Origin of the sequence: Nocardioides oceani (assembly GCF_030412965.1) — a bacterium.
GTDB lineage: Bacteria > Actinomycetota > Actinomycetes > Propionibacteriales > Nocardioidaceae > Nocardioides > Nocardioides oceani.
Genome location: NZ_JAUHJQ010000013.1, coordinates 56,479 through 77,763 on the forward strand (window position 1 = coordinate 56,479; position 21,285 = coordinate 77,763).

15 protein-coding genes and 1 pseudogene are annotated in these 21,285 nt (G+C 71.6%); 15 read left to right on the plus strand and 1 reads right to left on the minus strand.

The window, feature by feature from the left end:
* Positions 1 to 16: 16 nt before the first annotated feature.
* Positions 17 to 2,362 carry a RelA/SpoT family protein gene (locus QWY28_RS20820; protein ID WP_439117271.1) on the plus strand — a complete coding sequence of 782 codons (2,346 nt, stop codon included), beginning with the start codon at positions 17 to 19 and terminating at the stop codon, positions 2,360 to 2,362.
* Positions 2,363 to 2,813: 451 nt separating this feature from the next.
* Here the strand turns inward: QWY28_RS20820 and QWY28_RS20825 are convergent, their stop codons facing one another.
* On the minus strand, positions 2,814 to 4,043 hold the full coding sequence (locus QWY28_RS20825; RefSeq protein WP_300954719.1) for a DUF349 domain-containing protein: 1,230 nt from the start codon (positions 4,041 to 4,043) through the stop codon (positions 2,814 to 2,816).
* Positions 4,044 to 4,191: 148 nt separating this feature from the next.
* Between QWY28_RS20825 and QWY28_RS20830 the strand changes: the two genes are divergently transcribed.
* The 14 genes and pseudogenes from QWY28_RS20830 to QWY28_RS20895 all read left to right on the plus strand — a co-directional run.
* Positions 4,192 to 4,920 (plus strand): MBL fold metallo-hydrolase, encoded by a 729-nt coding sequence (locus tag QWY28_RS20830; RefSeq protein ID WP_300954721.1) that lies wholly within the window; start codon positions 4,192 to 4,194, stop codon positions 4,918 to 4,920.
* Between the two features lie 2 nt (positions 4,921 to 4,922).
* Positions 4,923 to 6,308 (plus strand): histidine--tRNA ligase, encoded by a 1,386-nt coding sequence (hisS, locus tag QWY28_RS20835; protein WP_300954722.1) that lies wholly within the window; start codon positions 4,923 to 4,925, stop codon positions 6,306 to 6,308.
* Positions 6,305 to 8,083: an aspartate--tRNA ligase gene (aspS, locus tag QWY28_RS20840; protein WP_300954723.1), complete on the plus strand. Its 1,779-nt coding sequence runs from the start codon at positions 6,305 to 6,307 to the stop codon at positions 8,081 to 8,083. The genes hisS and aspS overlap by 4 nt, the downstream gene beginning before the upstream one ends.
* Before the next feature lie 148 nt (positions 8,084 to 8,231).
* Positions 8,232 to 9,251 carry an ABC transporter permease gene (locus tag QWY28_RS20845; protein ID WP_300954725.1) on the plus strand — a complete coding sequence of 340 codons (1,020 nt, stop codon included), beginning with the start codon at positions 8,232 to 8,234 and terminating at the stop codon, positions 9,249 to 9,251.
* Between the two features lie 66 nt (positions 9,252 to 9,317).
* Positions 9,318 to 11,096 (plus strand): ABC transporter substrate-binding protein, encoded by a 1,779-nt coding sequence (locus tag QWY28_RS20850; protein WP_300954727.1) that lies wholly within the window; start codon positions 9,318 to 9,320, stop codon positions 11,094 to 11,096.
* A 132-nt stretch (positions 11,097 to 11,228) separates the two neighbouring features.
* Positions 11,229 to 12,239: an ABC transporter permease gene (locus QWY28_RS20855; RefSeq protein WP_300954728.1), complete on the plus strand. Its 1,011-nt coding sequence runs from the start codon at positions 11,229 to 11,231 to the stop codon at positions 12,237 to 12,239.
* Positions 12,240 to 12,241: 2 nt separating this feature from the next.
* Positions 12,242 to 13,372: an ABC transporter ATP-binding protein gene (locus QWY28_RS20860; RefSeq protein ID WP_300954729.1), complete on the plus strand. Its 1,131-nt coding sequence runs from the start codon at positions 12,242 to 12,244 to the stop codon at positions 13,370 to 13,372.
* Positions 13,372 to 14,652 carry an ABC transporter ATP-binding protein gene (locus QWY28_RS20865; protein ID WP_300954730.1) on the plus strand — a complete coding sequence of 427 codons (1,281 nt, stop codon included), beginning with the start codon at positions 13,372 to 13,374 and terminating at the stop codon, positions 14,650 to 14,652. Before QWY28_RS20860 ends, QWY28_RS20865 begins: the two co-directional genes overlap by 1 nt.
* Positions 14,653 to 15,420: 768 nt before the next feature.
* Positions 15,421 to 16,818, plus strand: coding sequence for a replication-associated recombination protein A (locus QWY28_RS20870; protein WP_300954732.1), 1,398 nt, complete (start codon positions 15,421 to 15,423; stop codon positions 16,816 to 16,818).
* Positions 16,819 to 16,829: 11 nt separating this feature from the next.
* A complete protein-coding gene (locus QWY28_RS20875; RefSeq protein WP_300954733.1) occupies positions 16,830 to 17,348 on the plus strand; it encodes a hypothetical protein in 519 nt (172 codons plus the stop codon).
* A 52-nt stretch (positions 17,349 to 17,400) separates the two neighbouring features.
* Positions 17,401 to 17,682 (plus strand): DUF6167 family protein, encoded by a 282-nt coding sequence (locus tag QWY28_RS20880; protein ID WP_300954734.1) that lies wholly within the window; start codon positions 17,401 to 17,403, stop codon positions 17,680 to 17,682.
* Positions 17,682 to 20,363 carry an alanine--tRNA ligase gene (gene alaS / locus QWY28_RS20885; protein ID WP_300954736.1) on the plus strand — a complete coding sequence of 894 codons (2,682 nt, stop codon included), beginning with the start codon at positions 17,682 to 17,684 and terminating at the stop codon, positions 20,361 to 20,363. Before QWY28_RS20880 ends, alaS begins: the two co-directional genes overlap by 1 nt.
* On the plus strand, positions 20,360 to 20,851 hold the full coding sequence (gene ruvX, locus QWY28_RS20890) for a Holliday junction resolvase RuvX (protein ID WP_300954737.1): 492 nt from the start codon (positions 20,360 to 20,362) through the stop codon (positions 20,849 to 20,851). The genes alaS and ruvX overlap by 4 nt, the downstream gene beginning before the upstream one ends.
* Positions 20,848 to 21,285, plus strand: a pseudogene (locus QWY28_RS20895) (endolytic transglycosylase MltG); the annotation flags it as partial. The gene ruvX and the pseudogene QWY28_RS20895, both read left to right, overlap by 4 nt.

Sequence of the window (21,285 nt, forward strand, 5' to 3'; positions counted from 1 at the left end):
GGCCTAGACTGCACCCGTGACCGAGGACCGCGCTCCCGCCCCGACCGGCGGCCGCGCGCCCGGCAAGCCGCGCACCCCTCGACCGGCCCCGGCCGACCCAGGGTCGTCGCCGTCGAACACCCGCGGGATGCGCGCCCGGCTGGCGCGGATGGGCACGCGCAGCCAGCCGACCAACCCGGTCCTGGAGCCGCTGTTCCGCTCGGTGCGCGCCAACCACCCGAAGGCCGACCTCGCTCTCCTCGAGCGCGCCTACGACGTGGCCGAGAAGATGCACGGCACGCAGATGCGCAAGAGCGGCGACCCGTACATCACCCACCCGCTCGCGGTCACCACGATCCTCGCCGGCATCGGCATGACCGAGCCGACGCTCGTCGCCTCGCTCCTGCACGACACGGTCGAGGACACGCCGTACACCCTCGAGCAGCTGCGCAAGGACTTCGGTGACGAGGTCGCCCAGCTCGTCGACGGGGTGACCAAGCTCGACAAGGTCGTCTACGGCGACACCGCCGAGGCCGAGACGATCCGCAAGATGATCGTCGCGATGTCGCGCGACATCCGCGTGCTGGTGATCAAGCTCGCCGACCGGCTCCACAACATGCGCACCCTGCGCTACGTCAAGCAGGAGACCCAGGAGCGCAAGGCCCGCGAGACCCTCGACATCTACGCCCCGCTGGCGCACCGGCTGGGCATGAACACCCTCAAGTGGGAGCTGGAGGACCTCGCGTTCGCCACGCTCCACCCCAAGATCTACGACGAGATCGTGCGGATGGTCGCCGAGCGGGCTCCGTCGCGGGACCAGTTCCTCGCCGAGGTGATCAGCCAGGTCGAGAACGACCTGCGCGAGGCGAAGGTCAAGGCCACCGTCACCGGCCGGCCGAAGCACTACTACTCGATCTACCAGAAGATGATCGTCGGCGGCCGCGAGTTCTCCGACATCTACGACCTGGTCGGCATCCGGATCCTCGTCGAGGAGGACCGCGACTGCTACTCCGTCCTCGGCGTGCTGCACTCGCGCTGGAACCCGGTCCTCGGCCGGTTCAAGGACTACGTCGCGATGCCGAAGTTCAACATGTACCAGTCGCTGCACACGACGGTCATCGGCCCCGCGGGCAAGCCCGTGGAGGTGCAGATCCGGACCTTCGCGATGCACCGCCGCGCGGAGTACGGCGTCGCGGCGCACTGGAAGTACAAGGAGGACGGCCGCGCCGGCCTCGACACCGACCGGCTCGCCGACGGCGACGACATGACCTGGGTCCGGCAGCTGCTGGACTGGCAGAGCGAGGTCGAGGACCCGGGGGAGTTCCTCGAGTCGCTGCGCTTCGAGATCAACCGCGCCGAGACCTACGTCTTCACCCCCCGCGGGGACGTCATCGCGCTGCCGGCGGGCTCGACCCCGGTCGACTTCGCGTACGCCGTGCACACCGAGGTCGGGCACCACACGATCGGCGCCCGCGTCAACGGCCGGCTCGTGCCGCTGGAGTCCACGCTCGAGAACGGCGACGTGGTCGAGGTCTTCACGTCCAAGTCGGAGAACGCCGGGCCCTCGCGCGACTGGTTGACCTTCGTGAAGTCGCCGCGAGCCCGCTCCAAGATCCGTCAGTGGTTCTCCAAGGAGCGCCGCGAGGAGGCGATCGAGCAGGGCAAGGAGCAGATCGCCAAGCTCATGCGCAAGGAGGGGCTGCCCCTCAAGCGGCTCATGTCGCACGAGTCGCTGACGCTCGCCGCGCGGCACTTCTCCATCGCCGACGTCTCCGCGCTGTACGCCGCGGTCGGCGAGGGCAACCTGTCGGCGCAGGCCGTGGTCCGGCGCGTCATCGAGGAGCACGGCGGCCACGACGCCGCACAGGAGGACCTCGCCGAGGCCGTCACCATCACCGGCCGCCGCGGCCGCTCGAAGGTCGCGCCCAGCGGCGGCGACGCCGGCGTCATCGTCAAGGGCGCCCCGGACGTGTGGGTGAAGCTGGCCAAGTGCTGCACGCCGGTGCCGCCCGACGACATCCTCGGCTTCGTCACCAAGGGCGGGGGAGTCTCGGTCCACCGACAGGACTGCACGAACGCCTCGTCGCTGAAGTCCCAGCCCGAGAAGCTGCTCGACGTCGAGTGGGCCCCGACCGGGTCCTCGACGTTCCTGGTCAACATCCAGGTCGAGGCCCTGGACCGGGCCCGCCTGCTCTCCGACATCACCATGGCGCTCTCCGACGCCCACGTGAACATCCTCAGCGCGAACCTCTCCACCACCCGCGACCGGGTCGCCAAGAGCCGGTTCACCTTCGAGATGGCCGAGGCCAAGCACCTCGACCAGGTCCTCAAGGCGGTCCGCGGCGTCCACGGCGTCTTCGACGCCTACCGCGTCACCTCCTGACCACCGCTGGTCGAGCAGCGAGCGCGAGCGAGCGTCGTCGAGACCCCGGGACCGACAGGGCCTCGGCCCACCTGCTGGTCGAGCAGCGAGCGCGAGCGAGCGTCGTCGAGACCCCGGGACCGACGCAGGGCCTCGACCACCGGGGTCGCCGCCCTGCCTCGAGCCACCGGGTCTCGACGACGCTCGGGCCTGGCGGCCCTCCCTGCTCGACCAGCAGTGCGCCGCTGGTCGAGCAGCGAGCGCGAGCGAGCGTCGTCGAGACCCCGGGACCGACGCAGGGCCTCGACCCACCTGCTGGTCGAGCAGCGAGCGCGAGCGAGCGTCGTCGAGACCCCGGGACCGACGCAGGGCCTCGACCACCGGGGTCGCCGCCCTGCCTCGTGCCACCGGGTCTCGACGACGCTCGGGCCTGGCGGCCCTCCCTGCTCGCCAGCGGTGCGTGCGGCCGCCCTCAGCCGGAGAAGTCGGCGGAGGCCTTGCGGGCCATCTCGAGGAACTGCTGGCGCGAGGCGAGGTTCTCCTCCAGGTCGCGCACCTTCTTCTCGTTGCCGGCGGCGCGGGCCTGGTCGAGCTCGGCCTGGACCGTCGCGATGGCCGCCTCGAGCTTGAGGACCATGTCGCCGGCGCGGGCGGACTTCTCGGGGTCCGAGCGCTTCCACTGCTCGTCCTCGACGGAGCGGATGGCCTGCTCGACCTTGCGGATGCGGCCCTCGAGCTCCTTCATCCGGTCGCGCGGCACCTTGCCGGCGGCGTCCCAGCGGTCGGCGATGTCACGGAAGGCGCGCTTGGCGGTCTCCACGTCGCCGACCGGCAGCAGCGCCTCGGCCTCGACGAGCAGCTGCTCCTTGACCTCGGCGTTCGCCGCGAACTCCTGGTCCTGCTCGGCGGAGGCGGCGTCGCGCGCACCGAAGAACGTGTCCTGCGCTGCGCGGAACCGCTTCCAGAGCGCGTCGTCGACCTCCTTCGGGGCGGGGCCTGCGGCCTTCCAGTCCCGCATGAGGTCGCGGTAGCGGCCTGCGGTGGAGCCCCAGTCGGTGGAGTCGGCGATCTTCTCGGCCTCGACGACGAGGCGCTCCTTGACGGCCCGCGCGGCGTCGCGCTTCTCGTTCTGCTCGGCGAAGTGCGCCTTGCGGCGCCGGGTGTACGCCGTGCGAGCCGACGAGAACCGGCGCCACAGCGCGTCGTCGGAGGCCCGGTCGATCCGCGGCAGCGCCTTCCACTCCTCGAGCAGCTCGCGCAGCCGGTTCGCGCCGTGGCGCCAGTCCGAGCCCTGGGCGAGCTTCTCGGCCTCGCCGACCAGCTTCTCCTTGGCCGTCTTCGCCTCGGCCGACTTGGCGGCCTTCTCGGCCCGGCGCGCCTCGCGCTGGGTGGCGATGACCGGCCCGAGCGCGTCGAGGCGGCCGCCGAGGGCGGCGAGGTCGCCGACGGCGTTGGCGTCGGTCACCTGGGCTCGGACGGTCTTCACCGACTCGGCCGCCTCCTCGGGGGACAGCACGCCGGAGCGCACCCGCTGCTCGAGCAGGTCGACCTCGAAGGACAACGCGGCGTACCGCTCGGTGAAGAAGCTCAGCGCCTCCTCCGGCGTCCCCTCGGGGTACTGCCCGACGGGGCGCTCCCCGTCTGCGGTCCGGACGTAGACGGTGCCGTCGTCGTCGACACGGCCCCACTCATGGCTCGTCACTGCTGGTCCCTCGCATCGGTGGTCGCGGGCGGCTCGCTCACGCAGGCGGCAATCCTAGTCAGGTACGGCGCGTCCCTGCGCGGGTCGAGCGTCGTCGGGTGCGAATCCCGGTGGAACCGGCGCCCTGACCCGCGGGTAGCCTGACCCGGTGCTGATCGCCGGATTCCCCGCTGGGCCCTGGGGGACGAACTGCTACGTCGCCGCCACCGGGCCGGGCGCCGAGTGCGTCGTCATCGACCCCGGGAAGGACGCCGCCGACGGTGTCGCCGAGGTGGTCCGCGAGCACCGGCTCAAGCCGGTCGCGGTGCTGGTGACCCACGGCCACGTCGACCACATGTGGTGCGTCGCGCCGGTCGCCGGCACCTACGACGCCACGGCGTGGATCCACCCCGAGGACCGGCACCTGCTCAGCGACCCGATGGCCGGCATGTCGCGGGAGACCACGCAGATGCTCCTCGGCGGCCGCTACGAGTGGGCCGAGCCGGACGACGTGCGCGAGCTCGCCGACAGCCAGGCTCTCGAGCTGGCCGGCCTGCGCTTCGTGGTCGACCACACCCCGGGCCACACGCAGGGCTCGGTCACCTTCCGCTCGCCGTACGAGCAGCAGGACGTCAGCGAGGTCATGTTCTCCGGCGACCTGCTCTTCGCGGGCTCGATCGGCCGCACCGACCTGCCCGGCGGCGACCACCCCACGATCCTGCGCAGCCTGCGGGACAAGGTGCTCACCCTGCGCGACGACGTCGTCGTCCTGCCCGGGCACGGCGAGCAGACCTCCATCGGCCGGGAGCGCGCGACCAACCCGTTCCTCCTCGACCTCCAGGACACCGGCCCCGCGGGACCGGCGGACCCGACCGCTCCCGTGACGCGAGGGCTGTGACGATGGCCAAGCCGACCCCGCTCAGCGGGTTCCCCGAGCTGCTCCCCGAGCAGCGCTTCGTCGAGCAGCAGGTCATCGACACCCTGCGCTCGGTCTTCGAGCTGCACGGTTTCGCAGGCATCGAGACCCGGGCCGTCGAGCCGATGGACCAGCTGCTGCGCAAGGGCGACACCTCCAAGGAGGTCTACGTCCTGCGGCGGTTGCAGGAGGCCGACAGCGCCACCGACTCCGGCCTCGGCCTGCACTTCGACCTGACCGTGCCGTTCGCGCGGTTCGTGCTCGAGAACGCCGGCAAGCTGGAGTTCCCCTTCCGCCGCTACCAGGTGCAGAAGGCGTGGCGCGGCGAGCGGCCCCAGGACGGTCGCTACCGCGAGTTCACCCAGGCCGACATCGACATCGTCGGCAAGGACGAGCTGCCGTTCCACCACGACATCGAGGTCACCCGGGTCATGGTCGACGCGCTCTCGCGCCTCGCCGACCCCGAGGTGCTCGGCCTGCCGCCGTTCCGCCTGCAGGTCAACAACCGCAAGCTCATCCAGGGCTTCTACGCCGGCATCGGCGCGCCCGACCCGGCCGAGGTCATGCGGCTGGTCGACAAGCTCGACAAGCTGCCCGCCGAGACGGTGCGCGGGATGCTCGTGGACGAGGCCGGCCTGACGCCGGACCAGGCCGACCGCTGCCTGGAGCTGGCGACGATCCGCAGCACCGACGACTCCTTCGGCGACCGGGTCCGCGCGCTCGGCGTCGAGGACCCGCTGCTCGAGGAGGGCCTCGGCGAGCTCGCAGCCCTGCTCCGCGGCTGCGCGGCGCTGACGGGCGACAAGGTCACCATCGAGGCCGACCTGTCCATCGCCCGCGGCCTGGACTACTACACCGGCACGGTCTTCGAGACCCGCCTCGAGGGCAGCGAGTCGCTCGGCTCGATCTGCTCCGGCGGCCGCTACGACGCGCTCGCCAGCGACGGCCGCACGACGTACCCGGGTGTCGGCATCTCGCTCGGCGTGAGCCGGGTCCTGGTGCCGCTGCTCAACCGCGGCGCCCTTGTCGCGGACCGCAAGGTGCCCTCCGTCGTGCTCGTGGCGCTGACCGGCGAGGAGACCCGCGAGGAGTCCGACGCCATCGCCACCGCGCTGCGCGCGAACGGTGTGCCGTGCGAGGTCGCCGCGACCGCGCAGAAGTTCGGCAAGCAGATCCGGTACGCCGAGCGGCGCGGCATCCCGTACGTCTGGTTCACCGGCGACGAGGGCCACCAGGTCAAGGACATCCGCACCGGTGACCAGGTCGCCGCGGACCCGGCCACCTGGACCCCTCCCGCCTCCGACCACCGACCCAAGGTCGTGGTCGCCACCGGCTCGACCACCCCACCAGCCAAGGAGCAGAAGCAGTGATCCGCACCCATGACGCCGGCGCCCTCCGCGCCGAGCACGTCGGCCAGACCGTCACCCTCGCCGGGTGGGTGGCCAACCGACGCGATCACGGGGGCGTCGCCTTCATCGACCTCCGCGAGGCCAGCGGCGTCGTCCAGGTGGTCATCCGCGACGAGGAGGTCGCGCACCAGCTGCGCGCCGAGTACTGCCTGAAGGTCACCGGCGAGGTGACCGCGCGCAAGGAGGGCAACGAGAACCCCAACCTCGCGACCGGCGCGATCGAGGTCGTCGCCAGCGCGGTCGAGGTGCTCTCCAGCGCCGCCCCGCTGCCGTTCCCGATCAGCGACCACGTGGAGGTGGGGGAGGAGGTGCGCCTCAAGCACCGCTACCTCGACCTGCGCCGCTCCGGGCCCGCCGCCGCGATCCGCCTGCGCAGCAAGGTCAACAAGGCCGCGCGCGACGTGCTGGACCGTCACGACTTCGTCGAGGTCGAGACCCCGACCCTGACCCGCAGCACGCCCGAGGGCGCTCGCGACTTCCTGGTGCCCGCCCGCCTGCACCCCGGCAGCTGGTACGCCCTCCCGCAGAGCCCGCAGCTGTTCAAGCAGCTGCTCATGGTCGGCGGCATGGAGCGCTACTACCAGATCGCCCGCTGCTACCGCGACGAGGACTTCCGCGCCGACCGGCAGCCGGAGTTCACCCAGCTCGACATCGAGATGTCCTTCGTCGAGCAGGAGGACGTCATCGCGCTGATGGAGGACGTCCTCGCCGAGATGTGGAAGCTCATCGACGTCGAGATCCCGCGCCCGATCCCGCGGATGACCTACGCCGAGGCGATGGCCAAGTACGGCTCGGACAAGCCCGACCTGCGGATGGGCAACGAGCTCGTCGAGTGCACCGGCTACTTCCAGGACACCCCGTTCCGCGTCTTCCAGGCGGAGTACGTCGGCGCCGTGGTCATGCCGGGCGGCGCGAGCCAGCCCCGCAAGCAGCTCGACGCCTGGCAGGAGTGGGCCAAGCAGCGCGGCGCCCGCGGCCTGGCGTACGTGCTCGTCCAGGAGGACGGCACGCTGGGCGGCCCGGTCGCCAAGAACATCACCGACGAGGAGAAGGCCGGCCTGGCCGCGCACGTCGGCGCCCAGCCGGGCGACTGCATCTTCTTCGCCGCCGGCGCCACCAAGTCCAGCCGCGCCCTCCTCGGTGCGGCACGCCTCGAGATCGGCCGGCGCTGCGGACTCATCGACGAGTCGGCGTTCGCCTTCACCTGGGTCGTCGACGCGCCGCTCTTCGAGCCGGCCAGCGAGGCGGTCGCCAGCGGCGACGTCGCCGTCGGCGCGGGAGCCTGGACCGCGGTGCACCACGCCTTCACCAGCCCCAAGCCCGAGTTCCTCGACGGCCTCGAGGAGAACCCCGGCGAGGCGCTGGCCTACGCCTACGACATCGTCTGCAACGGCAGCGAGCTCGGCGGCGGCTCGATCCGGATCCACCGCGAGGACGTCCAGAAGCGCGTCTTCTCGGTGATGGGGATCGGCGAGGAGGAGGCGCAGGAGAAGTTCGGCTTCCTGCTCGACGCCTTCAAGTACGGCGCGCCGCCGCACGGCGGCATCGCGGTCGGCATGGACCGGATCTGCGCGATCCTCGCCGGCGCGGACTCCATCCGCGACGTCATCGCCTTTCCGAAGTCCGGCGGCGGGTTCGACCCGCTGACGGCCGCCCCTGCGCCCATCACGCCTGCTCAGCGCAAGGAAGCCGGTGTCGACGCCGCTCCGGCGGAGGATGTCGCGGACCCGGCCTGAACCGCAGGACGGCCCTGTCCGAGGGCCGAGACCAGATCGTTACTCGCGAGTGATCGCGACGCCGTGGCACGTCACATAGAGTCACGTCCCGGCGCGCACCAGAGCGCGGGTCGGGAGCTGCCCGACCCAGGACCACATTGAGGTGAGCATGTCGGCACAGACGGCCGGACCCGAGACGCTGGGACACCTGAGCGAGGAGCCCCCCGCGCCGGACCCGTCGTCGAAGGACGCCAAGGCGATCGCCGGCAAGTCGCCGATGCAGATCGCGCTCGGCCGGCTCATGAAGGACAAGATCGCCGTGGTCTGCGCGATCGTGGCCCTGTTCTTCGTGATCATCGCGGTCTTCGCGGGAGTGATCGCCGGCCTGTTCGGCGTGACCCTCGACCCGGGCCGCCCGAGCCAGGTCCTCGACTTCTCCACCCAGCTGCCGAAGGTCGGCCCGCCGAACAACGGCTTCGACCCCGAGCACCCGTTCGGCATCGCGCCGCAGACCGGTGCCGACAACCTGGCGCACTGGCTCTACGGCTGCCGCACCTCGCTGATCATCGCGGGCAGCGCGACGCTCGTCGCCTCGGTGGTCGGCGTGGTCATGGGCCTGCTGGCCGGCTTCCTCGGCGGGATCGTCGACAAGATCATCTCCTTCGTCATCGACTTCTTCCTGACCGTGCCGTTCCTGCTCGCGGCCCTGACGATCGCGCCGATCATCAACGACCGGTTCGCGCTCTACGAGAGCTACCCGACGATCCAGCGGTGGTCGCTCATCGCGATCCTCGCGATCTTCGGCTGGATGGGCCTGGCGCGGCTGGTCCGCGGCGAGGTGCTCTCGCTGCGCGAGCGGGAGTTCGTCCAGGCGGCCCGGGTGATCGGCATGCCGACGCACCGGATCCTGATCAAGGAGCTGCTGCCGAACCTCGCCGCGCCGATCGTCGTCAGCGTCTCGCTCACCCTGCCGGCGTTCGTCGCCCTCGAGGCCGGCCTGGCGTTCCTCGGCATCGGCGTGACCTCGGGCGCCTCGTGGGGCCAGACGGTCTCCGACGCGGTCCCGTGGTTCGACAAGTACGCGCTCTACCTGTGGGAGCCGCTGCTCGGCATCGTGCTGCTGGTGCTCTCCCTCAACCTGCTCGGTGACGCCATCCGCGACGCGATGGACCCGAAGACCCGGCGCTAGTCGCCGCACAAGACGCCGCCCCCGATCCTCCTCGCGGGCGCGATCCATGGAAAGAAAGGCTGGACAATGAGACGGACCAAGCCGCTGGCGATCGTCGCCACTGCTGCGCTGCTGTCCCTCGCCGCGTGCGGTGGCGGCGGGAGCGACGAGAACAGCCCGGGTGCGGACAAGAGCTTCCGCAACGCCGACACCGACATCGCCAAGGACGCCGAGCTCCAGGGCCCGGCCGAGCCGATCGAGGGTGCGGCCGAGGGTGGCACCGTGACGGTGTACCTCCCCGACGACCCGGGCCCCGAGGACCTCGACCCGACCAACGGCTGGTCGGTGACCGGCAACTCGATCCAGCAGGCGCTGACGCACCGCTCGCTGACGCAGTACAAGCGCACCGAGGACGGCACCATGATCCTGGTGCCCGACCTCGCCGAGGACCTCGGCACGCCGAACGAGGACTTCACCGAGTGGACCTTCACGATCCGCGAGGACGCCACCTGGGAGACCGGTGACCCGATCACCGCCGAGGAGGTCGCCTTCGGCATCGAGCGCTCGCTCGACTCCGCCGCGTTCCCCTCCGGCCCGGGCACCGAGTACTCGGTGAACTACTTCGCCGGTGCGGACAAGTACAAGGGTCCCTACACCGACGCCAAGAAGGCGAACGCCTACGACGCGATCACCTTCGACAACGACGCGCGCACCGTCACCATCCAGATGGCCAAGCCCTTCCCGGACATGGACTACTGGGGCGCGTTCATGGCGATGGGCCCGGCTCCGCTGGGCGACGCCTCGCAGCCGCCGGAGTACGGTCGCAAGCCGCTCTCGACCGGCCCCTACAAGGTCGAGTCCTTCCGCCCGAGCGAGGAGCTCGTCCTGGTCCGCAACGACCAGTGGGTGCCTGAGAGCGACCCGGCCCGCCACCAGTACCCGGACAAGTGGGTCTTCAAGTTCTCCGCCGACCCGACCCAGGTCGACCAGATCATGCTGAGCGGCAACGCCCAGTCGCAGACCTCGCTGTCGGCCTCGCTGTCGTCGTCGAACTACGCCGACGCCACCGAGAAGCTCGGTGACCGCCTGGTCCAGCAGTCCGCCCAGTGCACCAGCTTCTGGGCCCCGGACTACTCGAAGATCACCGACCTCAACGTCCGCAAGGCGCTCGCCTACGCGTACCGCTACGAGGACATCTGGCTCGCCTCCGGCGAGGTCCCCGGCGTGACCCGCGTGCCGGCGAACTCGATCATGCCTCCGGGCATGTCGGGCAAGAAGGAGTACTTCGTCGACGGGGAGCAGTTCGAGTACAACCCCGAGAAGGCCAAGGAGCTCCTGGCCGAGGCCGGCTACGAGCCCGGCGAGTTCGAGATCACGATGGCCTACAACGAGGGCACCCCGACCACCGAGGCCGCCCAGGAGCAGGTCGAGGCGGGTCTGAAGGAGTCCGGCTTCACGGTCACCGGCATCCCGGTCCCGATCGAGACCTCGCTGTACACCATCTGGACCGACCCGAGCAACAAGATCAACAAGCGCCTGAACCTCCGCGGCGTGAACTGGTGCTCGGACTGGCCGTCCGGCTCGACGATGCTCCCGGCGCTGCTGCGCACGGACGCGACGTACAACACCGCGTTCTTCTCCGAGCCGGCGATCGACGAGGAGATGGACGCCATCAACGAGCTCCCGCTCGAGGAGCAGGCTGACGCCTGGGGTGCCCTCGACGAGGAGATCTCCACGGAGTACTTCCCGATCATCCCGACCGCGTTCCGCAACGACCTCTTCGCCTTCGGCGAGAAGATCGGGAACCCGACCGGTGACGGTGCCCTGGGTGCTCCGAACTACAAGGACCTGTTCGTCGCTGAGTGACGTTCGCCTTGAACCGCTCCTCGTGAGCTGATCGACCAAGGGTGGGGCCTCCGGGATCCGGGGGCCCCACCCGCTCGACGCGGACCTGTACCCGGGTCCCCTGTGAAAGTCCCAGAGAAGGAGAGACCTGACGTGTTCGCGTACCTGGTCAAGCGACTCTTGTCCGGCGTGGTGGTGGTCTTCCTCGTCTCGCTCAGCATCTTCCTGCTCTTCTGGTTCGGGCCCTCGAGCCCGGCGCAGCCCATCTGCGACCGCGACACCAGCAACCGCTGCACCCCCGAGCGGCTCGCCAACTTCGAGGAGAACCTGGGGTACAACAACCCCTGGTACACCGAGTACGGCACCTTCGTGAAGGGTGTCTTCGTCGGCCGCGAGATCCAGTTCGGCTCGACGAAGAAGTTCGACTGCCCGGCCCCGTGCCTGGGCTACTCCTACCGCACCAAGACCCCCGTCTTCGAGGAGATGAAGGAGCGGATGCCCGCGACCTTCTCGGTCGCGCTCGGCGGAGCCGCCCTGTACCTCGTCCTCGGCATCCCCATCGGCGTGGCAGCCGCGCGAAGACGAGGCACCGTCGCCGACAAGGCGCTGGTGTCGTCGTTCCTCGTGCTGAGCTCGGTGCCCTACTACCTCTTCGCGCTGCTGACGTGGTTGTTCCTGACCGTGCAGTGGGAGATACCGCTGTTCGCCGAGACCGGCTACTTCAGCTTCACCGAGAACCCGGCCAAGTGGTTCTCGGGGCTGTTGCTGGCGTGGATCGCGCTCGGGATCTTCGGCTGCACGCAGTACACCCGCTACGCCCGCGGATCGATGGTCGAGGCCCTGTCGGAGGACTACATCCGCACGGCGAAGGCCAAGGGCCTGGCGCAGAGCAAGGTCGTCTACAAGCACGGCCTTCGCGCCGCCTTGGTGCCCGTCGTTACGATCTTCGGCATCGACTTCGGCACGCTGCTGGCCGGCACGATCTTCACCGAGCGCATCTTCGACATCGACGGCATCGGGTTCTGGAGCCTCCAGGCGGTCAACGGGCGTGACCTGCCGGTGGTCTCTGCGACCGCGCTGTTCAGCGCCATCGTGCTGATCTTCAGCAACCTGATCGTCGACCTGATCTACAGCGTCCTGGACCCGAGAGTGAGACTGTCGTGACCGTGACCACCCAGACGTCCCCGTCGGTGGTGCCCCCGGGCGGCGAGGAGCCGTTCCTCGTCGTCGACGACCTCACGGTGAGGTTCCCGACCGAGGACGGCCTCATCACCGCCGTCTCCGAGCTCAGCTACTCCGTGGGGCTCGGCGAGACCCTCGGCATCGTCGGGGAGTCCGGCTCGGGCAAGTCGGTCTCGAGCATGGCCGTCCTCGGGCTGCACGACGCCCGCACCGCGCAGATCACCGGCTCCATCCGGGTCGGCGGCACCGAGGTCATCGGGCTGGGGGAGTCGCGCATGCGCAAGCTGCGCGGCAACCAGGTCTCGATGATCTTCCAGGACGCCCTCGCCGCGCTGCACCCCTTCTACAAGGTGGGTGGCCAGCTCGCGGAGGCCTACCTCGTGCACCACCCGAGCGCGAGCAAGCGCGACGCCCGCCGCAAGGCCGTCGAGATGCTCGACCGCGTCGGCATCCCGCAGCCGGACCGGCGCGTGGACGACTTCCCGCACCAGTTCTCCGGCGGCATGCGGCAGCGCGCCATGATCGCGATGGGCCTGATCAACGACCCCTCGCTGCTCATCGCCGACGAGCCGACCACGGCACTCGACGTCACGGTGCAGGCGCAGATCCTCGACCTGCTCCAGGACCTCCAGCGCGAGTTCAACTCCGCGGTCATCATCATCACCCACGACCTCGGTGTCATCGCCGAAATGGCCGACGACGTGCTGGTGATGTACGCCGGCCGCGCGGTGGAGTACGGCCCGGCGCGCGAGATCCTCACCCACCCCGAGATGCCCTACACCTGGGGCCTGCTCTCGAGCGTCCCGGACGTCACGTCCGACACCAGCGCCCGGCTGATCCCGATCCCGGGCAACCCGCCGAGCCTGCTGAGCATGCCGTCCGGCTGCTCGTTCCACCCGCGCTGCGCCCACCGGGACAAGGTCCCTGGCGACCTGTGCACCACCACCGTGCCCGACCTGGCCCCCGGCGGCCGCGGACCGGGCCACCTGAAGCGCTGCCACCTGGCGAACCCCGACGAGGTCTACGAGGCCGAGGTACTGCCGGAGATCGCCCCCGACGTCGCAGCCGGAGACCCCGGCACGGACGTCGCAGCACGACCTGACGAGGAGAGCTGATGTCCGACCTGAACGTCGACCCCGGGGCTGACAACCCGGAGGTCACCGAGGGTGGCGAGCTCCAGGACGGCGCGAAGGACACCCGCCTGCCGTTCGAGGAGCTGGCGCGGAGCACCCACACCGCCAACGTCCTGGACCCGACCGCCGAGCCCGTGCTCGAGGTCGACAACCTCAAGATGTACTTCCCGCTGAAGTCCGGCGGCCTGTTCCGCCGTACCGTCGGCCACGTCCAGGCGGTCGACGGCGTCTCCTTCCAGGTCCCCAAGGGCGGCGCCCTCGGCCTGGTGGGGGAGTCCGGCTGCGGCAAGTCGACGACCGGTCGCCTGATCACCCGGCTGTACAAGCCGACGGCCGGCGCGCTGCGCTTCGGCGGCATCGACATGGCCACGGTGTCGAACAAGGAGATGAAGCCGCTGCGCCGCGAGGTGCAGATGATCTTCCAGGACCCCTACACCTCGCTCAACCCGCGCCAGAACGTCGGCGCGATCGTGGGTGCCCCGCTCGCGGTGCACAAGGTGGTCCCCAAGGACAAGATCCTCGGCCGGGTCCAGGAGCTGCTCGAGGTCGTCGGCCTCAACCCCGAGCACTACAACCGGTACCCGAACGAGTTCTCCGGCGGGCAGCGCCAGCGCATCGGCATCGCCCGGGCGCTCACGCTCAACCCCAAGCTGCTGGTCGCCGACGAGCCGGTCTCCGCGCTCGACGTGTCGATCCAGGCGCAGGTCATCAACCTGCTCCAGGACCTGCAGCGCGAGTTCGACATCGCGTTCCTCTTCATCGCCCACGACCTCGCGGTGGTCCGGCACTTCTGCCCCGAGGTCGCGGTCATGTACCTCGGCAAGATCGTGGAGATCGCGGACCGGGAGAGCATCTACTCCCACGCGCACCACCCGTACACGCAGGCGCTGCTGTCGGCGGTCCCCGACATCAAGCAGGCGACACTCGGTGGCCGCCGCGAGCGGATCCGGCTCGAGGGCGACGTCCCGAGCCCGATCAACCCGCCGTCGGGCTGCCACTTCCGCACGCGTTGCCCGCTCGCCCAGGAGATCTGCGCCCGGGTCGAGCCGCCGCTGCTGCAGATCGGTCCGCGGCACAAGGTCGCGTGCCACTTCGCCGGCGAGCTCGGCCACCACCCCGCGGAGCCGGTGACCGCCCCGCTGCTCGGCGTCGACCGCCAGGGCAGCCCGGTCGGCGGTGCCACGGTGGGCACGGTCCCGACGGGCCCGGGCTACGACGACACCTGGTACGACGTGAAGTCCAAGCAGATGGTCTCCGCCTGACACGTCCCGCTGGTCGAGCAGCAAGGCCGCCAGGCCCCGCCGCTGGTTGAGCAGCGAGCGCTAGCGAGCGTGTCGAAACCCGGTGAGCCGAGCTGCGGCCTCGGGGACGGTGGGCCCCCGCCCCGCTGGTTGAGCAGCGAAGGCCGCCAGGCCTTGGGTGTCGAAACCTGCTGAGCGGACCGCGACCTCGGGGACGGGGCCCCGCCCTCGCTGGTTGAGCAGCGAAGGCCGCCAGGCCTGAGCGTGTCGAAACCTGGTGAGCGGACCGCGGCCTCGGGGACGGTGGGCCCCCGGCCCGCTGGTTGAGCAGCGAAGGCCGCCAGGCCTGAGCGTGTCGAAACCGGTGAGCCGACCGCGGCCTCGGCCACTGGCGCCGCCTGCGGCGGGCGGGGGCTGGCTCCCGCGTCGCTCGGCGTCCCGGCTGGTGGTCGGGTACGCCGGGGTGGTGGGTCGGAGCCTGCGGCTCCCGCCGGACGGGCAGGCCCGGTCGACCAGGCCTCCGCTCGTTCCTCGTTCCGGCCCCGCCAGACCCGACCACGACCGGGCCTGCCCGCCCGCCGTGCGCCTCCGGCCCCGACCTGCGGGGCGTACCCGTCCTGCGGCTCGGCCCTCCAGCGCGGCGGCGGCCGGAGGAGACGTGTCCTGCGATCAGCGGGGCCGGCCGGTCCGGCTGGGGTGGACGTCATGCGTTGCGAGCACCCGCTTGCTCCGTCCGCATGACGTCCCTCAGCCGCTGTGTCTCCGGCGCGGCGTCGTAGGCTCGGCGGCGTGAGTGACGGCCTGTTCGACCTGCCCGGACGCGGAGCGGCGGGCGGGTCCGGGGGTGGGTCGCTGGCGGCGAACACGCACGCGTCGGCGCCGCTGGCGGTGCGGATGCGTCCGCGGACGCTCGACGAGCTGGTCGGGCAGGAGCAGCTGCGGGCGCCCGGGGCGCCGCTGCGGCAGCTGATCGAGAACGACCAGTCGATGTCGCTGCTGCTGTGGGGTCCGCCGGGGACGGGCAAGACGACCATCGCCTCGATCGTCAGCCAGCAGACCGACCGCCGGTTCGTCGAGGTCTCGGCGGTGTCGGCCGGGGTCAAGGAGGTGCGGGCGGCGATCGACGCGGCCCGGGCCGAGCTCGTCGCGACCGGCCGGGAAACCGTGCTGTTCGTCGACGAGGTGCACCGGTTCAGCAAGGCCCAGCAGGACGCGCTGCTGCCCGGGGTGGAGAACCGCTGGGTGACGCTGGTCGCGGCCACGACGGAGAACCCGTTCTTCAGCGTGATCTCCCCGCTGCTCTCGCGGAGCCTGCTGCTGCGGCTGGAGTCGCTCACCGACGAGCACGTGCGGGGGGTGCTGGACCAGGCGCTGGTCGACGAGCGCGGGCTTGCCGGCCGGTTCACCGTCGAGGACGACGCGCTCGACCACCTGGTCCGCCTGGCCGGCGGGGACGCGCGCCGCTCGCTGACGTACCTCGAGGCGGCCACCGGCGCGGCCGCGGCCCGCGGGTCGGAGGTCGTCACCCTCGAGATGGCCGAGACCGCGGTCGACCAGGCGGCGGTGCGCTACGACCGGCAGGGCGACCAGCACTACGACGTCACGAGCGCCTTCATCAAGTCGGTGCGCGGCTCGGACGCGGACGCCGCGCTGCACTACCTGGCGCGGATGATGGAGGCGGGGGAGGACCCGCGGTTCATCGCGCGACGGCTCATGATCCTCGCCAGCGAGGACATCGGCCTGGCCGACCCGACCGCGCTGCAGACCGCGGTCGCCGCCGCGCAGACGGTGCAGCTGATCGGCATGCCGGAGGCCCAGCTGACCCTCGCCCACGCGACGATCGCGCTGGCGGTCGCACCGAAGTCGAACGCGGTCACCACCGCGATCGGGGCCGCGGTCGCCGACGTCCGCGGCGGCAAGATCGGGCCGGTGCCCGCCCACCTGCGCGACGCGCACTACGCGGGTGCCAAGAAGCTGGGCCACGGGTCGACGTACAAGTACAGCCACGACGAGCCGTACGGCATCGCCGAGCAGCAGTACGCGCCCGACGTCGTGCAGGAGGCGGAGTACTACCGGCCGACCTCGCTCGGCGCGGAGGCGGCGGTCAAGGAGCGCTGGGAGCGGGTACGCCGCCTGGTGCGCGGCGGTGCCGGTCCGGGCGCGAAGGGCGGCCGGTCCGGGCGGTAGGGTCGGGCACCATGGTCGAGGAGTGGAGCGTGCCGGGTTGGGCCGTGGTCGCGGCAGCCGCCGCGCTGCTGGCCCTCCTCGTGCTGCTCGTCGTCCTCGCGGTCACCGGGGCCCGTGCGCGCGCACGCGCCGGGGCGGACCTGGCGGCGGCGCGGGCCGAGACCACGGCCCTGCACGAGCGGCTCGACGCGCTCGAGCGCCGGCTCGCCGCGCCTGCGCCCGCGACCCGCGCCGAGGAGTTCGTCATCACCCGAGCCGGTGAGCCCGAGCCAGCGCACGTCGAGCCAGGGGACGCCGTGCCGGCCCCGCTCTTCGCGGACCTGGTGCTGCGCGAGTCGGTCGTGCAGGCGGCGTCGCTCGCCGCCGGTGTGCGGCGGGCGCTGTCGCCGGAGGTGCGCAACCGGATCCGGTTCGAGGTCCGGCGCGAGGTGCGCCGCTCGCGCAAGCAGCGCCGCGCCGACCTGCGCGCCGCCCGCCGCGACTGGGAGGCGCGCCAGCGGGGCGCTCTCGACGAGGGCAGCGCCGCATGAGATCACCCCACGCACCCGCTCGCTGCGCTCCCGGATCGGCAGGGACCCCGGCATGAGCCGCGGCCTCTGGTTCGTCGCCGGGGCCGGAGCGGGGGTCTACGCCATGGTGCGTGGCCGCCGCGCGGCCGAGTCCCTCACCGCGGACGGCCTCCGCGACCGCTGGAGCGGCCTGGCGCTCGGCGCCCGGCTGCTGCGCGACGAGGTCGCCCAGGGCAAGGCCGACGCCGAGGTCGACCTGCGCTCACGGCTCGGCCTGACGCCGGCCGGGACCCCCGAGCTGGCAGCACCCCGCACCACCACCACCACCGAAGCACACGAGGAAGGCACCACCTGATGGACACCGCGGAGATCCGCCGACGGTTCGTGGCCCACTTCGAGGCCAACGCGCACACGGTCGTGCCGTCCGCCTCGCTGCTGCTCGACGACCCGAACCTGCTGTTCGTCAACGCCGGCATGGTGCCGTTCAAGCCGTACTTCCTCGGCCAGGAGACCGCGCCGTACGACCGCGCGGTGAGCGTGCAGAAGTGCGTGCGCACCCTCGACATCGAGGAGGTCGGCAAGACCACGCGGCACGGCACGTTCTTCCAGATGTGCGGCAACTTCTCCTTCGGCGACTACTTCAAGGAGGGGGCGATCCGGTTCGCGTGGAGCCTGATCACCGGCTCCGTCGACGAGGGCGGCCTCGGCTTCGACCCCGAGAAGATCTGGGTGACCGTGCTGCCCTCCGACGACGAGGCGCGCGAGCTGTGGAAGAGCATCGCCGGCCTGCCCGAGGAGCGGATCCAGGAGCGGGGGCTCAAGGACAACTACTGGTCGATGGGCGTGCCCGGCCCGGGCGGCCCGTGCTCGGAGATCTACGTCGACCGAGGCCCCGAGTACGGCCCCGACGGCGGCCCGAACGCCGACGAGGACCGGTTCCTGGAGATCTGGAACCTCGTCTTCATGCAGGAGTCGCTCAGCGCCGTGCGCGCCAAGGACGACTTCGACGTCGAGGGCCCGCTGCCGGCCAAGAACATCGACACCGGCATGGGCCTGGAACGGGTGGCCTACCTGCTCCAGGGCAAGCAGAACCTCTACGAGATCGACGAGGTCTTCCCCGTCATCCAGCGCGCCAGCGAGCTGACCGGCAAGGCCTACGGCGCGAACGACGAGGACGACGTGCGGTTCCGCGTCGTCGCCGACCACGTCCGCAGCGCGCTGATGCTCATCGGCGACGGCGTGACCCCCGGCAACGAGGCCCGCGGCTACGTGCTGCGCCGCCTGCTGCGCCGCGCGGTCCGCTCGATGCGGCTCCTCGGCTACGAGGACCGCGCCCTGCCCGAGCTGCTGCCGGTGAGCATGGGCCGGATGAAGGCGTCCTACCCCGAGCTGGAGTCGGACTTCGAGCGCATCAGCCGGGTGGCGTACGCCGAGGAGGACGCGTTCCGCAAGACGCTCCAGGCCGGCACGCAGATCTTCGACCAGGCCGCCCAGCAGGTGAAGGCGGCCGGTGAGGCCCGGCTCACCGGCGACAAGGCGTTCGCGCTGCACGACACCTACGGCTTCCCGATCGACCTCACCCTCGAGATGGCCTCCGAGGCCGGGCTGAGCGTCGACGAGGAGGGCTTCCGCGCGCTGATGACCGAGCAGCGCGAGCGGGCCAAGGCCGACGCCCGCGCGAAGAAGGGGCAGCACGCCGACACCGGCGTCTACCGCGGCATCCTCGACGCGCACGGACCGACCGAGTGGCTGGCCTACGAGACCCTCGAGACCGAGTCCCGGACGCTGGCGCTGCTCGCCGGCGGCGCCCCGGCGCGCTCGCTCGCCGCCGGCGAGGTCGGCGAGATCGTGCTCGACCGGACCCCGTTCTACGCCGAGTCCGGCGGCCAGGCCGCCGACGCGGGCACGATCGAGTTCGACGGCGGCCGGCTGGAGGTGCTCGACGTCCAGCGCCCGGTCCGCGGCCTGGTGGTGCACCAGGTCCGCGTCGTCGACGGCGAGCTCGACGCCTCCGGGAGCGCCGCGCTGCACGCGCGGGTCGACCCCGAGTGGCGCACCGGCGCGCGCCAGGCCCACTCCGGCACCCACGTGGTGCACGCGGCGCTGCGCGAGGTGCTCGGCCCCACCGCGCTCCAGTCCGGCTCCTACAACCGGCCCGGCTACCTGCGCCTGGACTTCGGCTGGACCACCGGCCTGACCCCGGCGCAGGTCCAGGACATCGAGCAGGTCTCCAACCACGCGCTCCGCGCCGACCTGCCGGTCTCCTGGCAGTACATGACGCTGCCCGAGGCCAAGGACTGGGGCGCGATCGCGCTGTTCGGCGAGACGTACGACGACACCAAGGTGCGCGTCGTCGAGATCGGCGGCCCGTGGTCGCGCGAGCTCTGCGGCGGCACGCACGTCGACCACTCCTCCCAGATCGGCACGATCGTGGTCACCGGCGAGTCCTCGGTGGGCTCGGGCAACCGGCGCATCGAGGCGTTCACCGGTGTCGAGGGCTTCGCCTACCTCGCCCGCGAGCGCGACGTGGTCAGCCAGCTCACCGGCCTGCTCAAGACCCAGCCCGACGACCTCGTCGGCCGGGTCTCCGAGCTCGTCGAGCGGCTCCGCGCGGTGGAGAAGGAGGCCGAGAGGGCCCGCGTCGCGCAGCTGCTCGCCGCGGCCGGCCAGCTCGCGTCCGGCGCGCAGGTGGTCGGTGGCGTGCACGTCGTCGCCCACCGCGCCGACGGCGCCTCCGGCGGCGACGTGCGCACCCTGGCGATGGACGTCCGCGGCCGGCTGCCGCAGGGCGAGCCCGGCGTCGTGGTGGTCATCGGCGCGGCCGACGGCAAGGTCTCGGTCGTCGCGGCGGTCACCGACGCCGCCCGCGACCGCGGCCTGTCGGCCAACGCGCTGGTCCGCGCGGTCGGGCCGCTCGTCGGCGGCAAGGGCGGCGGCAAGGACGACGTCGCCCAGGGCGGCGGCACCGACGCGTCGCGGATCGACGAGGCGCTTGCCCTGGTGATCGCCGAGGTCTCGCGGACGGCGGGAGCTTGAGGCACGGCGTACGGCTCGGGATCGATCCGGGGGACGCCCGGATCGGCGTGGCACGTAGCGACCCGGCGGGGTTCCTCGCGACGCCGGTCGAGACCGTGCGCCGCGGCAAGGGCGACCTGGCGCGGATCGCGAGGATCCTGCGCGAGATCGCCGAGGAGTCCGAGGTGGCCGAGGTCGTCGTCGGCCTGCCCCGCAGCCTGTCCGGCGGGGAGGGCCCGGCGGCGGTCAAGACCCGTGAGTTCGCCGGCCGACTGGCCGTGCGGGTCGCGCCGACGCCGGTGCGCCTCGTCGACGAGCGGCTGACCACCGTCTCGGCGGAGGCTATGCTCCGCGACCGTGGCCGGTCGGGCACCAAGCGGCGCGCCGTCGTCGACCAGGCCGCCGCGGTGCTGATCCTGCAGCACGCGCTCGACACCGAGCGCACGACGGGGACCGCCCCCGGCGAGATCGTCCGGGCAGCGCCCGGGGAGTCCGAGGAGATCGAGTGAGCGACCTGCGCGACCCGAACGGCCCGCTGCTGCCCGGCCACGACGAACCCCTCGCGAGCGAGGGCGGCCGCCGTCGGCGCAAGCGCCGGAGCCTGCCGGGCTGCCTGGCCGTGCTGGTCGCGCTCGCGATCGTCGCGGGCGGCCTCTACTACGCCGTGACCCGCGGGATCGACTGGGTCGAGGACCAGTTCGCCGACCCCGACGACTTCGCCGGCCCCGGCCGCGGCAAGGTCTCGTTCGAGGTCGTCGACGGCGACTCCAGCGCGCAGATCTGCCGCAACCTCAAGGAGTCCGGCGTCGTCGCGTCGGTGCAGGCCTGCATCGACGCCGCTGCCGCCGACCCGGAGTCGCCGGGGATCCAGGTCGGGTTCTACCCGCTCAAGAAGGAGATGGCCGCCGACGACGCCATCGACGTGCTCGTCGATCCGGCGAAC

Coding starts and splice junctions, on each gene's coding strand:
- hisS (WP_300954722.1), top strand. CDS start 4,923: ATGGCCAAGCCGACCCCGCTCAGCGGGTTCCCCGAGCTGCTCCCCGAG.
- QWY28_RS20875 (WP_300954733.1), top strand. CDS start 16,830: ATGGTCGAGGAGTGGAGCGTGCCGGGTTGGGCCGTGGTCGCGGCAGCC.
- QWY28_RS20850 (WP_300954727.1), top strand. CDS start 9,318: ATGAGACGGACCAAGCCGCTGGCGATCGTCGCCACTGCTGCGCTGCTG.
- QWY28_RS20880 (WP_300954734.1), top strand. CDS start 17,401: ATGAGCCGCGGCCTCTGGTTCGTCGCCGGGGCCGGAGCGGGGGTCTAC.
- alaS (WP_300954736.1), top strand. CDS start 17,682: ATGGACACCGCGGAGATCCGCCGACGGTTCGTGGCCCACTTCGAGGCC.
- QWY28_RS20845 (WP_300954725.1), top strand. CDS start 8,232: ATGTCGGCACAGACGGCCGGACCCGAGACGCTGGGACACCTGAGCGAG.
- QWY28_RS20865 (WP_300954730.1), top strand. CDS start 13,372: ATGTCCGACCTGAACGTCGACCCCGGGGCTGACAACCCGGAGGTCACC.